Source organism: Serratia sp. HRI (genome assembly GCF_010119335.3).
Classification (GTDB): Bacteria; Pseudomonadota; Gammaproteobacteria; order Enterobacterales; family Enterobacteriaceae; genus Serratia; species Serratia nevei.
In genome coordinates this window covers 40,045-54,155 of sequence record NZ_CP083690.1, presented here as the reverse complement: position 1 = coordinate 54,155, position 14,111 = coordinate 40,045, and the positions used below count along the sequence as shown (strand labels likewise).

Genomic DNA, 14,111 nt, shown 5'->3' with positions numbered 1-14,111 from the left:
TTTCCGCTTAATAACATAAATAGGAATTAACGGCTTATTTTTATCTATTCACCACCTTAAGTCCTATAGCGTTTATATACACAAAATTTGTGATGAATATAAATGGCCAACCGTTAAAAGCGCAGCATCCAGATCGGTGATTTCTCTCAGATTTCACGTAGAGCGATCAAAAAAGCGCGATTTTTACGCAGCGCCGGCCGGTGCGCCGGCGCTGTTGCCGTTAACGTTGCCGTAACCAGGCGTGGTAGCGCTGCAGGATACGGCGGGTGCGCCATTGATCGACGATCAGCGTGAACAGCGGGGAGTAGCGTACGTTGCGCGGCCGATTGTCACTCAGCGCGCGCATCCGGCGCTTGACCAACGCCATGCGGGCGAGCGACGCCATCGCTTTGCTGCGCCAGGTGACCGGGGCAGGCAGCGCATGGGGAGCCGCGCCGGTTTGCCAGCGCCGCGGCAGATCGGGCACTTCCGCCATGGCGGTGGCGATGCCGGCAACCGCAACGCCGCTGTCCAGCACCCGCTGCGCCACCGAAGGACGGGCGATGCCGCCGGTGGTCATCACCGGCATGCGGGCCACCGCAGCAAGATCGCGGGCGAAGGACAGAAAATAGGCTTCTCGCGCCAGGGTGCGGCCGTCCGCCGTTTCGCCTTGCATCGCCGGGCTTTCGTAGCTGCCGCCGGACAGTTCGATCAGATCGACCGGCAGATCGTTCAGCATCAGCACCACCTGGCGGGCATCGTCCGATGAAAAACCGCCGCGCTGAAAATCGGCGGAGTTCAGTTTGACCGCCACGCAAAAGCCCGGCGAGACGCGCTCGCGCACCGCACGCACCACCTCCAGCAGCAGGCGGGCGCGGTTCGCCAACTCGCCGCCCCAACGATCGTTGCGTTGGTTGGTCAGCGGTGAGAGAAACTGGGATATCAGGTAACCGTGCGCCGCGTGGATCTCCACGCCGGTAAAACCGGCCCGTTCGGCGGCGTGCGCGCTGGCGGCGAAGCGCGCGATAACCTCGGCGATCTGCGTTTTATCCATCGCCTGCGGCTGGGCGAACAGCTTGCTGTGCTTGCCCATCGCCAGCGGGATGGCGGAGGGCGCCCATGCGTTGCCGCCCATGTTCGCCATCACCTGCCGGCCCGGGTGGTTAAGCTGCATCCACACCTGCGCGCCGCCCTGGCGTGCGGCTTTGGCCCAGGTTTCGAACGGGGCGAGCGGCGTGTCTTGTTCCAGCACCACGCCGCCGGGGCCGGTCATGGCGCGGCCGTCGATCATCACGTTGCCGGTGATGATCAAGCCGGCGCCGCCTTCGGCCCAATAGCGGTATAAGCGCCACAGCGCCGGGCCGGGCAGTTGGCCCGGGGCGGCCAGATTTTCTTCCATCGCCGCCTTGGCCAGACGGTTGGTCAGGCGGCTGCCGTTGGGCAGCGTCAGTGGGGTAAACATCGGTTTTGCGCTCCTGTCGTAAGGGGAATGGCGCTATACTAGGTTTAAAGTTAACTTTAAGGTCAATAGGGCATGAAGATCGGAGAATTGGCGCAGCGCGCCGGCGTGGCCGCCTCGGCGATACGCTACTACGAGCAGCTGGGGCTGCTGCCGAAACCGGTGCGCGGCGTCAACGGCTATCGGGTCTACAGCGATAGCGCGCTGGAGCGATTGCACCTGATCCAAATCGGCCAAAATCTGGGGTTTTCGCTGCAGGCGATCCAACGCGTGCTGGCGCTGCAGGGCAGCGCTTATGAGGATGGGTTGATACGTGGCGTCGATGAACGGCTGGCGGAGATCGAGCTGATGATGGCCACGCTGAATGAACAACGAGAAACCTTGTTGACGACCCGGCTGACCTTATTGGAGTCCGGCGTTGCCGGGCTGTGCCAAGCCAAGGGCGTAAAACAGGCCGACGCATCGCCGGCCCGGCCGGCAAAGCTTAGCGGCGTTTAAAGGCGAAACGCCCGGCATACACCGCCGCGGCGCCCAACTGATCTTCGATGCGCATCAGCTGATTGTATTTTTCGATCCGCTCGCCGCGGCTCGGCGCGCCGGTTTTCAGATGGCCGGCTCGCATCGCGACCGTCATGTCGGCGATAAAGCTGTCGACGGTTTCACCGCTGCGGTGCGAGATAAAGGTGCCCCAGCCGTTCGCCTGGCAGAGCTGTACGGCGGCGAAGGTTTCGCTCAGCGTGCCGATCTGGTTCAGCTTGATCAGCGCCGCATTGGCCAACCGTTCATCAATCCCGCGCTGGATGTATTTCACGTTGGTGACGAACAGATCGTCGCCGACCAGCTCCACCTGGTCGCCCAGGGCGTCGCTCAGAATACGCCAGCCGGCCCAGTCGTCTTCGGCCAAGCCGTCTTCAATCAGCACGATGGGGAAGTCCTGCACCAGCCGTTGGTAATAGGCCGTCATCTGGGCTGCGTCCAACTCGAGGTTCTCGCTGCGCAGGCGGTACTTGCCGTCGGCGTAGAATTCGCTCGAGGCCGGATCCATGCAGATCGCGATATCTTCTCCCGGCCGGTAGCCGGCTTTTTCTATCGCCTGCACGATCAGCTCGAGCGGCTGGCGGTTTGAGGCGACCGCCGGCGCGAAACCGCCTTCGTCACCGACGCCGACCGACAGGCCTTTTTCCAACAGGATTTGGCGCAGCGCCTGATAAACTTCACTGCCCCAGCGCACGGCCTCGCGCAGCGACGGCGCGCCCAGGGGAGCTATCATGAACTCCTGAAAGTCCGCCCCTTGCCACCGGGCGTGCACGCCGCCGTTGATGATATTCATGCAGGGCACCGGCAGCAGGTTGGCGCCGATGCCGCCCAGATAACGATACAGCGGCAGCTGCGACAATTGCGCCGCGAGGCGGGCGGCGGCCAGAGAAACGCCGAGCAGGGCGTTGGCCCCCAATCGGCTCTTGTTCTCGCTGCCGTCCAGCGCGATCAGCCGGCGGTCTATCTCCTCTTGTTGGCGCACATCCACTCCGCGCAGCGCCTCGTTGATCGCCGTTTTGACGCTGTGCACCGCCTCCAGTACGCCTTTGCCGCCGAAACGGTGCGGATCGCCGTCGCGGTGCTCCACCGCCTCGCGCGACCCGGTGCTGGCTCCCGAAGACACCGAAGCCCGGGCCACGACGCCCGCCGCGCTCATTTCGACTTCGACGGTCGGGTTGCCGCGCGAATCCAGGATCTCTCTGGCGGTTACGCTTTCAATCTCATCGCTCATGGGTAGTCACCTCGTTCTAGGGAGTGGGAACGTGCTTTATCAGCACATCGATGGATAAATGGTTGATGAATTCGAAGCCGAAGGAGGCATAGACGCCAAACGGACGGTTCTGATGGCCGAGCAACAAAAGATCGACGCCTTCACGGGCAATCAGGGCTTCGACGTCTTTGAAGCGATGGATGCTGACCATTGCGCGCACCTCCAGGGGGATTGAGCAGTCGTCCACCAGGCGGCTGAGCATGGCTTTGGCGGCGATCACCTCGCTGGACTGGCGATCTTTGATTTGCGCATCGCTGAGGTAGTCCAGCTCGGCATAGTCGGCGCTGATGTGCGCCACGGTAATGCGCGTATTCATCTGCTGATTGAGGCGTTCGGCATGGCGCAACAGCAGCCGGCCGTCGCGTTCATCCTGCACCAGCAGTAAAGCGTGTTGGTAGATCGGCATGACTTATCTCCCTGCGTGAGCAATCTGTAGGGTTAACCACGGTAAAACCTCTTTCTTTCGGCTCGTCATCCCGGGCAGCGACACCTGCCGAATGGCGAGCACCGGGTTCGACGAGAAATACAGGGTGGATCGGCGGTGGGTGATATCGGTAACCAGGAGCGCGGTCATCTCCAGCCCGGCTTCCTGCTTCGCCTGCTCGAGTGCCTGTTGCAGCGCGGGCAACAGCGGATCGATGTCGCTCATGGCCCGCACTTCTATCTGCGACAGCAGCAGCGAAACGGTATGGATGCGGTAATTCTTGGCATCGCGCTGCAGCAACTGCGGGGCGGATTGCCCGGAGAGATCGGTTTTGGCGGCCAGTAGCCCGGTGGTGAAGGCGTCATAGTCGACGTGAGAAATTGCGCGCAACCGGGTGACCGCCCGCCGATCCTGTTCCGTGGTGGTCGGCGCACTGAGCGCGACGGTGTCGCTCAGGATGGCGCCCAGCAGCAGCGTGGCCTGTGCGGCGTTAAGTGGCATCGGTTTTTCTGCCGTCAGGATCTGCAGGATCACGGTGGCGCAACAGCCGACGGCGCGCACCCAGACATCGGGCGGGTTGCGGGTGACTAATGTGCCCAGCCGGTGATGGTCGATAACGCCGACCACGTCGCTGTCGGGCAATGAGGCCGGGCCTTGTTCGATATCGGTAAAGTCGACCAGCCAGACTTTGCGGTCACGGAGATCGTCTGTCAGCAGCGCAGGCGCCTGTACGCCGGCGGCAGCCAGTATGTAGCGGGTTTCCGGCGTCAGCTCGCCAAGGCGGAAAGCCACGGCCGGTTTGCCGAGGTGATTGAGCCAGTCCGCGACCACCAGCGCGCTGCAGATGCTGTCGCTGTCGGGGTTTTTATGGCCGAAAACGTACAGAGGCATTTCCCGTGCGACGACATCGGGCTGGAGTGGAAAAGAGGTAAAACGTGAAATTTCATTCATAGCGACTCCTGACATACCTGCCTAAAAAATAAAGCGAAGTTGTATATCAGGCGTCATCATCCGGTTCGAGTGAACGCGGCGGTTGGGAAAGGTGGAACACCATCACCTTGTGAACGACTGTAGCGCAGCGCGGGGGTAAACGCAACGTTGGAACCGGCATGGATTAATCAAATCATTGCGTCGATCATCATTTAATTGTGCCAAATCCGCTCTTAATATAATTAACAATCTCACCATTCCCGTTTGAATTAAAAATAAATTCGGCAAAAAAAAGACATTATAAAAAAAGGGGCTAGAATTTATCTGATAACTTATTGCCGTTTAACGAATATACCGTTGAATATCATTCCCGAAAGGAAGTGCAATGACATCAGAACAGCCTGTAGCTACTGCGCCGAGCGTTAGCGAGCTGAGTGCGCAGATTGAAAACAATCTTAAATATCAACTCTGTGTGGCCTTGTCGGCGGCAACTGAAAGCGACATTTTCAATGCAGTGGCGCTGACTGTTCGTCATTATCAATACGATGACTTTCTGATTACGCAGCAAAGACAACGCGCGGAAAAAAAGAAACGTCTTTATTATTTGTCGATGGAGTTTTTATTAGGTCAGTCACTGCGCAATAACCTGATCAATATCGGCTTGCTGACGAATATGCAGCGCGCGGTTACCGAATTGGGATTCGATTTCGAGCGCATTATTGATGAAGAGCCCGATGCAGCTCTAGGCAACGGCGGGTTGGGGCGCTTGGCCGCCTGTTTCATTGACTCGATGGCCACGTTGGACATCGCCGCTTCCGGGCACGGCATCAAATACGAGTATGGGCTCTTCAAACAGGCGATCCACGACGGCAGGCAAATCGAACAGCCGGATGACTGGCACTCCACGCACTCGCCGTGGCTGGTCGAGCACCACGCCCAACAGATGCTGATCCCGATCGGCGGCCGCGTTGAGCACGGTGAAGACGCCGAGGGAAACTATAACCCGATGTGGATGGATTGGCGGATTCTCGTCGGGATCCCGCACGACTATCTCGTTTCCGGTTATCAGGGGTCTGCGACCAATAAGTTGAGGCTTTACAGCGCACTGGCTTCAGATTCCTTCAATATTCATATCTTCAACCGGGGTGACTATATCAAGGCGGTGAGCGAGAAAATCGCCTCCGAGAATATCTCAAAGATTCTTTACCCGGCGGATGAGGCGTTGACCGGCAAGGAGCTTCGCCTCACGCAGGAATATTTCCTGGTCGCCTGTACGCTGCGAGACGTGCTGGCCGATTATGCGAAGGAAGAAGCGCCGATCGCGGCGTTGCCGGAACGGGTGGCGATCCAGCTCAACGACACCCATCCCGCGCTGGCGGTGGCAGAACTGATGCGCCTGTTGGTCGATGAGCACCAGCTGCCGTGGGAGCAGGCCTGGGACATCACGCAGCGAACCTGCGCCTTCACCAATCACACGCTGATGCCCGAAGCGCTGGAAACCTGGTCGGTGAGCCTGTTTGAAAAGTTGCTGCCGCGTCATTTGCAGATCGTTTATGAGATTAACCGGCGTTTTCTGGCGGAAGTGGCCGCACGCTGGCCCGAGCAACCGCAGCTGTTGCCGTCGCTTTCCCTGTTCACGGGCGAAAACGACAAAAAGATGCGGATGGCTAACCTGGCAATCGTCGGCAGCCATCGGGTTAATGGCGTGGCAAAGCTACATTCGGAATTGATCAAGAAAAACCTGGTGCCGGATTTTTATTTTATCTCGCCGGAAAAATTCATTAACCAGACCAACGGCGTCACGCCGCGCCGCTGGGTGCAGCAGGCTAACCCACCGCTGGCAGCGTTTCTGCATCAACATTTGGCTAAGGAATGGCCGACGGATTTGCAGCAGTTGGCCGGGCTGGAGAAATTGGCCGACGATGTTGGCGCGATCGACGAAATACGTACGATAAAACGCGCAAATAAGGGCACCTTGTGTCGGCTGATTGCAGAGCGACACGGTATCCATCTCGATCCGATGGCGATGTTCGACTGCCAGGTGAAGCGGATCCACGAATATAAACGGCAATTGCTGAACATTCTCCACGTGATAGACCTTTATCTGGAGATCAAGGAAGGCGGTAAAACCATCGCGCCTAAAGTGCATCTGTTCGCCGGTAAGGCCGCGCCGAGTTATGCGGTGGCCAAGTTGATCATTCAACTGATCGGTTGCGTGGCGCAGCGCATTAATCAGGACGCTCGCGTCGGCGGCCAGCTGAAAGTGGTGTTCCTCGAGGACTATAAGGTCTCGCTGGCCGAACGCATTATCCCCGCGACCGATCTGTCCGAGCAAATCTCGACCGCCGGTACCGAAGCCTCGGGCACCAGCAATATGAAATTCGCCCTCAATGGCGCATTGACCATCGGCACGCTGGATGGGGCAAACATCGAAATCCGCGATGCGGTTGGGGCGGACAATTTTTACCTGTTCGGTGCCACCGCAGAGGAAATCGACGCCATCAGGCGCAGCGGTTACCACGGTGGCGATCATTATCGCAACAACCCGCGTATCGCCCGTGTGGTGGACTCACTGACGTCGGGCCTGTTTACGGCCGACCCTGAACTGTTTGCGCCGTTACGCAATATCCTGATCGCCGGCGACTATTTCTGTCATTTGCAAGATTTCGAGAGCTATCGGCTGGCTCAGCTGCGAGCGGCGGCCGATTTCGACGAACCGGAGCGGTGGCACCGTCGCGCCCTGTTGACCATCGCACGCATGGGCGGTTTTTCCAGCGATCGCACCATTCGCGGCTATGCCAAGGAGATTTGGGGGATGAATTACTGATATGACCACCCGTTTATTACGGCGCCTGTCCCCGCTTGCCGGCTGTCTGTTCAGCGTTTGCGGCTGGGCGGCGGACACGACGCCTAACCAACCGGCAGTGCGGGTGTTCACCAGCCCTTGGGCGCGTCTGTTCTCCGGCAGCGAATCGTCTTTCTCCGCGGCGCTGACCTATAACTCGGATTTGGCCCGGCATCCGGTTTATGTGCCCACGGGGAGCGACTCTTCCGAGATCCGCGATAAGTACAATCAGCGCCTGCTGCTGAGCATGCAGTATTCGCCGATGAGCTATTTCTTCGCCAACATGACGGTGCGAATGCCGCTGCAGGACACCAATAAATACAGCACCGATTTCGTTTACAGCTTTGGCTACGATGACTGGCACCCCGGCACCTTCAGCCTGGTCTACGGCAACTATAACGATAATAACCACTTTTATCCGGCCAGCGGCGACAGACACACCTATTTTGAACAAGGCGCCTGGACGTTTGCGTATAAATTCAGTTTGCCGGACAGCGTCGAAAAACACCTGCTGATCAACAAGGAAGACGCGTTGATCTGCCAGGTGGGATACAGCTATGTCCCGCGCTACTATTCGTTGGCCGACAGCGGCATCAAACGTAACAAAAGCTCGCTGTTGGCCAGCTGCGGTTACACGCTGCTGCAACACTATTTCCTGCGCGTGTCGTCGTTCTATTACCCCGACAGTCAGCAACAGCAGCCCTGGGACTACGACTACACCTACAGTATCGGCTATGTGTCCAGCTATTTGCCGGGCGCGGTTTCCGTGCATTACGACAACTACACCGGTACGCGCTACCCATGGCGCAGCGATGCCAATGCCAATTTTCGGCGCGGGACGATCAACCTGAGCTGGACGCTCCCGTTTTAAGCGAGTGTGACTGTGGAACCGACGGAGAAAGACAGCGCATCCCCTTTGACCATCCTGATCGTCGATGACTCCAGGAGCTACCGGCATCTGCTGGGCAGCATGCTGAGCAAATGGGGCTACCGGGTGTTGGAGGCGCAGGACGGCGTACACGCGCTGGCGATGTTGGAGACGCAAACCATCAACGCCGTCATCAGCGATTGGGAAATGCCGCAAATGGACGGCGTGGCGCTCTGCCACCAAATTCGCCAGCGTGATTTCGGTCATTACATCTATGCCATTCTGGTGACGGCGCGCCAGTCGATCGACGATCTGGTGCAGGGGCTGGAATCTGGTGCCGACGATTTCCTCTCCAAACCGGTCAATCAGAGTCAGCTGCGCGCCCGACTTCATGCCGCCGAACGCATCCTGACGTTAGAAAGCACGCTGGCGATTCGCAACCAGCGGTTGAGCAGCGCCTACCGGCAAATCGAGCAGGATCTGCAGGCTGCCGCACGATTGCAGCGCAGCGTGTTGCCGGCGGCAGCGTTGACGTTCAGCGGCTATCAGGCGGACTGGATGTTTTTGCCTTCCGCGTACGTTTCCGGCGACCTGCTGAACTATTTTGCGCTCGACGCCCGTCATTTGGCGTTTTACTGCATTGATGTCGCCGGTCATGGGGTGAGCGCCGCGATGCTTTCCCTGGCGGTCGCCAGAGAGTTTCTTACCGGCCGGGCCGATGGGCGACTGCTGATCGACGAGGGAGGCGTCATTGCGCCTCATCAGGTGGTCGCGGCGCTCAACCGGCGTTTTTGCTTCGACAACGAAGAAATCACCAGCTATTTCACGCTTATTTACGGTTTTATCGACACTCGAACCGGGCGGGGGGCGCTCTGTCAGGCCGGGCATCCGACGCCTTTCATTATCTGCCGGGACGGTGAACTGCGTACCGTCGGCCTCGGTGGTGTCCCCGTTGGGCTTTTTCCCCAGTCGGAGTATCAAAGCTGCGAGTTTTCTCTGGCGCCCGGCGAACGGCTCTATCTTTACAGTGACGGCATCAGCGAATGTGAGAACCGCGCGGGAGAGCTCTATGGAGAAACGCGGCTGCAGCAGTTACTGACAGAGCATCGTCTGCTGGCGACGGCCGCGGTTTTCCAGCGCGTTGAACGCGAGCTGGGCGACTGGAGCCGACCGGAGCCTGACGGGCTCGCAGAGTACGGCCGTTTCTTTAATGACGATATTTCGCTGGTGGCGATCGAGCGCACCGCATAACCGCAGACAACTTCGATGAGGAAGACCATGAATTTTGAAATGTACACCGAAAATGACATCGAGATCGTGGTGCCGCTGGTGCGCCGCCTCGACGCTTCCGTCGCGCTGGCGTTCAAGCAGCAGGTGCTGGAAGTGATCGAGCGTAACGGTAATCACGTACTGCTCGACTTCAGCCGAGTCGATTTCATCGACAGTAGCTGTTTGGGCGCGCTGGTGTCGATACTCAAAACGTTGAACGGAAAAGGGGAACTGGTGCTGTGTTCGCTGAACGGCAATATTCAGCATCTGTTCAAACTGACCCGTATGGACCGGATTTTTACCATCGGCGCTACGCGGCAGGACGCGCTAAATATCCTTGCCCGCGAATAGCGTGGCGTTTAACCGGGAGGCCTTGATGGAGACAGCCACCACCACGCTGCGCCTGGGTGCGGCGCTTGAAAATCTGGATACGCTGAGCAACGCTTTTCAGCGGTTCGTGGCGCCGTTCGCGCTTGATCCGGCAGCGATATATCAGATGGATTTGGCGGCCAGCGAGGCATTCAGCAACATCGTCCGGCACGGCGTCAATTACGACGTGCGGCACAACGTGGATGTGACTATGTCACTATCTGCCGACGCGATCGCCGTGACGCTCACCGACAGCGGGCGTCCTATACCGGCGGACATTCTGCAGGCGGTAGCGGATAAACAGCGGTCGTTCCCCGAACCGGGCTCGCTGGAAAGTTGGCCAGAAAGCGGAATCGGATTGATACTGATTTATTCCATGATGGACGAAGTTCGTTACCGTTCCGCCGACGGACGCAACGAACTGATTCTGATTAAAAATACGACGGGCGATCGGACCTGAAAGGCGGCGTGGCCCGTTGGAGACGCAACAGGAGTCAATATGCTCGAACCCTGCTTCCCCGAAAACGAGGCCGAACGCCTGTCGGTATTGAATTCGCTGAACGTGCTGGATTCGAACTCGGTGGAAAAGCTGGATCGCATCACGCGGCTGGCCGCCAAATATTTCGGCGTCACCATTGCGCTGGTGTCACTGATCGACCGGGATCGCCAATGGTTTTTATCGCGCTATGGCTTGGATGCGCGGGAAACGCCGCGCAATATCTCGTTTTGCGGCCATGCCATCTTGCAGCGTGAAACGCTGGTGGTGCCCGACACTGCCAAGGATCCGCGCTTTTTCGATAATCCGCTGGTGGTCGGTGGCCCGAGGATCGGTTTTTATGTCGGGCAGCCGTTGCTATCGCTGGACGGCTTGCCGCTCGGCACGCTTTGCATTATCGACAGCCACCCTCATCCTTTTCCTCAGGACAAACTGGCCGACCTGCATGACTTCGCCGCGGTAGTGGAAGAGTATCTGCAAAGCATTGAGCGCCACGTCTATACCGAAAACCTGAAATCCGATCTGCAGCGCACGGAGGCGCTATTCGAGCAGACCTTTTCTCAGGCGGCGGTGGGCATGGCGCTGGTCTCGCTGCAGGGCTATTGGCTGCGGGTCAATCCGCGCATCTGCGAAATGCTGCAATACTCCGAGCGCGAGCTGATGGATCGCACGTTTCAGGACATCACTTATCCACTCGATCTCAATACCGATCTGGAGTACTTGCAACAGCTGCTGAAAAACGAAATCAGCACCTATTCGATGGAAAAGCGTTATTTCCGCGCCGACGGCTCGATCGTCTGGGTGCAGTTGACGGTGGCGCTCAATCGCCTGCCGAACGGCAAGCCGGACCATTTTATCTCGGTTATCGTCGACATCAGCGAGCGCAAGGCGGCGGAAGCCGACCTGTTCGCCTTGCAGCATGAGCTGGAAGAGCGCGTCGAAATCCGCACGCATGAGCTCAACGTGGTGGTTAAAAAGCTCAACGAAGAGATAGAAACCCGGGTACTCGCCGAATCTCAGCTCAGCGCGGAGAAAGAACGCCTGCGCGCCATTACCGACAACATGCCGGCGTTAATCAGCCAGATCGACGCCAATGAACGCTATCTGTTTGCCAACAGCGCCTATAAAACCTGGTTTGGTCTGGAAGAGGCCAGCCTGCAGGGCATGACGGTGCGCGAGTTTATGGGCGAAAGCGTCTATCAAATGGCCAAGCCGATGATCGAACGGGCTCTGGCGGGCGAAATGGTCAGTTTCGAAAACGAATTGCAGACCCAGCAGGGGCTGCTGATGATCCACACCACGCTGGTGCCTTGCGAAGCGCAGGGATTTTACATTCTCGCCATGGACATCACTGAACTGAAGCGCCTGCAGCAACGGTTGGAGTATGACGCGACGCACGACATGCTGACCGGATTGACCAACCGACGCGCATTTCTGCGCCGGTTATCGGGCACGCTGCAGGCCTGTTGCCACCAGCGACAGATGGCGCTGCTGTTCATCGATCTTGATGGTTTCAAGACCCTGAACGACAGCTATGGCCATGACTTCGGCGATGTGATCCTGAAGACGTTCGCCAAATTGCTCAGCGCCTGCGCCGGCGAACGCCACAGCGTATCGCGCCTGGCCGGCGATGAATTCACGGTGATCCTGTGGCCGTTGACGGCGCCGCGGCGCGAGGTCAACGAATTCTGCGAAAAGGTGTTGGCGCAGCTGGCCGGCATTTCGCAGATCGGTCAACAAAAGGTCTGCCTGTCCGCCAGCATTGGCGCGGCGATCTCTTCGAACGGAGAGGTGACGGCGGAAATGCTGTTGGCCAGCGCCGATAGCGCAATGTATCAGGCGAAATCCGCCGGCAAAGGCACTTACGCCATCTGCGAGCTGTGAACGAATGCTAAGACATCTCAGTAAGAACGAAGACGAGCGCCTGGCGGCCATCGATGCACTGGCGGCCTTGGGGGCCGGCCACGACGATGCGATCCATCAGGTGCTGAATATCACCCGTAAACTGCTGGAGGCGTCGGGTTGCCTTATCTGCCTGTACGGATCGCGCAAGATCTGGCTCCGCGCACAGATTGACATCGGCTTTGAAGAGATAGATTTCGCCAGCCCTTTGTTCAATTTCGTTCGCCTGCAGGGCGAGGCGCTGTTTTGTCCGGATACTTTCGCGGATGAACGCTTTGCATCGGATCCCATGGTCAGGGGGGAGGCGGCTGTCCGCCACTGTACCGCCATCCCGCTTTCCACCCGCGAAGGTTACACGATCGGCGCATTTTGCCTCGTTGGCCCGCGACCAAAGCACTTAACGCGTCGCCAGGTCGAACTGCTACGCAGTATGGCCACTATCGTTGCCGAGCTCATCGAAGCACAGAGCGAAATCGGCCTGGTCGATGCCATTACCCGCTTGCCCAATCGTCAACGTCTAATGGGGGAGCTGGGTAATCTAGCGGATACGGGAAAATACGCGTTATTGCTGGTCGATACGATAGATATCAAGTACGCCTACGAGATGGCACGCTCCTTCGGCCTGTCTACGGTAGAGTTACTGCTGGGGGACATCGGCCATTTCCTGAAAGAGACTTTTCTCAGCGATCGGATGTTATACAGCATCGCGCCAGGACGTTTCGCCGTCATCATCGCGGCGCAGCAAATACCGCAGGCCAAGCACGATTTGTTGCGCTGCGCCGACCGTCTGCACCGCGAAGTGAGGGGGGACGTGCCGTTGCGGCTGGAACTTTATGCCGGTTATGCGTTATTTTCCGCGCCGCATGCCGATCCTGCCGAGATTTTGCGCCAGGCGACCAGCGCGCTGCATGATTCGATAGACGAAGGCAGGATCGTTTCTCTTTACAGCGAGCCGAAAGATGCGGTGCGTAAACATAAGTTCAATCTGTTCAATGAATTGGCGCAGAGTCTTAAGCAGAATCGCGGGCTGTTTTTGGAATATCAGCCCCAGATTGATTTGACAAGCGGCAGGATTGTCGGTGCGGAGGCATTATTGCGTTGGCGGCATGAACGCTTGGGGGCTATCCCGACGGCGGAATTCATTCCGCTGGTGGAAAATACCTCTCTGATAAAACCGCTTACCGAGTTCGTCATCGCGCAGTCGATTGAACAGCTGCTGTTGATACGCGAAGCGGGGATTGTGTTCCCGATTTCGATCAATGTGACGGCCGGCAATCTGGCCGAGCGGCACTTTGCTGCGCGGTTGCACGAGGCCATTGTCCGGCGAGGGCTGCAGCCGGGCGATATTGAGATAGAGTGTCTGGAGTCGCAACGTATCCAGGAAAGCAGCGTGGCGCTGGCCTGTCTGCATACGCTAAAGGCTAACGGGCATCGCATTGCGCTGGATGACTTCGGCGCCGGTTACAGCAATTTAAACTATTTGCGCCATATCCCCGCCGACGTTGTCAAACTGGACGCCTCCCTGATCAAACAGCTGAAGAGCGATGCGGAAAGCCGCATTATCGTGCAAAACATCATCGATATGCTGCATAAGCTCAACTATGAAGTCTTGGCGGAGGGCGTGGAAGACCAAGAATCGCTCCACTACCTGACTCAATATCGATGTGACGTCGCGCAGGGCTTCTATTTTTCACCGGCGGTGACGTTGGAGAAGCTCTGCGCGTTAGTCGACATCCACGGACAGCAGCGGCGAAAACCGTAGC

General features: G+C 58.2%; 12 protein-coding genes and 1 riboswitch. Of the genes, 8 read left to right on the top strand and 4 right to left on the bottom strand.

The annotated features are described in order from the left end of the window. Positions 1–220: 220 nt before the first annotated feature. Positions 221–1,441: an NADH:flavin oxidoreductase/NADH oxidase family protein gene (locus GF111_RS00270; RefSeq protein ID WP_038871688.1), complete on the bottom strand. Its 1,221-nt coding sequence runs from the start codon at positions 1,439–1,441 to the stop codon at positions 221–223. A 72-nt stretch (positions 1,442–1,513) separates the two neighbouring features. Here GF111_RS00270 and GF111_RS00265 point away from each other — a divergent pair, with 72 nt between their 5' ends. Next, positions 1,514–1,936: a MerR family transcriptional regulator gene (locus tag GF111_RS00265; protein WP_038871685.1), complete on the top strand. Its 423-nt coding sequence runs from the start codon at positions 1,514–1,516 to the stop codon at positions 1,934–1,936. Here GF111_RS00265 and eno read toward each other — a convergent pair. The 3 genes from eno to GF111_RS00250 are packed head-to-tail and all read right to left on the bottom strand — an operon-like array spanning position 1,923 to position 4,620. Continuing rightward, the gene (eno, locus tag GF111_RS00260) at positions 1,923–3,206 is read right to left on the bottom strand and encodes a phosphopyruvate hydratase (protein ID WP_147191202.1); all 1,284 of its coding nucleotides are present in this window, start codon (positions 3,204–3,206) and stop codon (positions 1,923–1,925) included. The two genes, GF111_RS00265 and eno, sit on opposite strands and share 14 nt — an antisense overlap. Positions 3,207–3,222: 16 nt before the next feature. Beyond that, complete coding sequence (locus GF111_RS00255) at positions 3,223–3,651, bottom strand: universal stress protein (RefSeq protein WP_038871682.1); 429 nt, start codon at positions 3,649–3,651, stop codon at positions 3,223–3,225. A gap of 3 nt (positions 3,652–3,654) precedes the next feature. Next, positions 3,655–4,620 (bottom strand): DHHA2 domain-containing protein, encoded by a 966-nt coding sequence (locus tag GF111_RS00250; RefSeq protein WP_147191204.1) that lies wholly within the window; start codon positions 4,618–4,620, stop codon positions 3,655–3,657. A 40-nt stretch (positions 4,621–4,660) separates the two neighbouring features. Next, positions 4,661–4,736, bottom strand: a riboswitch (Fluoride riboswitch). A gap of 248 nt (positions 4,737–4,984) precedes the next feature. On the opposite strand from GF111_RS00250, the gene GF111_RS00245 reads away from it, so the two are divergent. Genes GF111_RS00245 through GF111_RS00215 form a run of 7 tightly spaced genes read left to right on the top strand, consistent with a single transcriptional unit; the run spans position 4,985 to position 14,110 of the window. Further along, entirely contained in the window at positions 4,985–7,426 is a 2,442-nt protein-coding gene (locus tag GF111_RS00245; RefSeq protein ID WP_038871679.1) for a glycogen/starch/alpha-glucan phosphorylase, read from the top strand. Between the two features lies 1 nt (position 7,427). Then, positions 7,428–8,315, top strand: coding sequence for a hypothetical protein (locus tag GF111_RS00240; protein WP_223294935.1), 888 nt, complete (start codon positions 7,428–7,430; stop codon positions 8,313–8,315). A 12-nt stretch (positions 8,316–8,327) separates the two neighbouring features. Beyond that, the gene (locus GF111_RS00235; protein ID WP_223294936.1) at positions 8,328–9,563 is read left to right on the top strand and encodes a PP2C family protein-serine/threonine phosphatase; all 1,236 of its coding nucleotides are present in this window, start codon (positions 8,328–8,330) and stop codon (positions 9,561–9,563) included. Between the two features lie 27 nt (positions 9,564–9,590). Then, complete coding sequence (locus GF111_RS00230) at positions 9,591–9,932, top strand: STAS domain-containing protein (protein ID WP_038871672.1); 342 nt, start codon at positions 9,591–9,593, stop codon at positions 9,930–9,932. A gap of 25 nt (positions 9,933–9,957) precedes the next feature. After that, a complete protein-coding gene (locus GF111_RS00225) occupies positions 9,958–10,410 on the top strand; it encodes an ATP-binding protein (RefSeq protein ID WP_055312861.1) in 453 nt (150 codons plus the stop codon). A 39-nt stretch (positions 10,411–10,449) separates the two neighbouring features. Next, a complete protein-coding gene (locus GF111_RS00220; protein ID WP_038871667.1) occupies positions 10,450–12,330 on the top strand; it encodes a diguanylate cyclase domain-containing protein in 1,881 nt (626 codons plus the stop codon). Between the two features lie 4 nt (positions 12,331–12,334). Beyond that, on the top strand, positions 12,335–14,110 hold the full coding sequence (locus GF111_RS00215; RefSeq protein WP_080441750.1) for a sensor domain-containing phosphodiesterase: 1,776 nt from the start codon (positions 12,335–12,337) through the stop codon (positions 14,108–14,110). The last annotated feature ends 1 nt before the right edge of the window (position 14,111 follow it).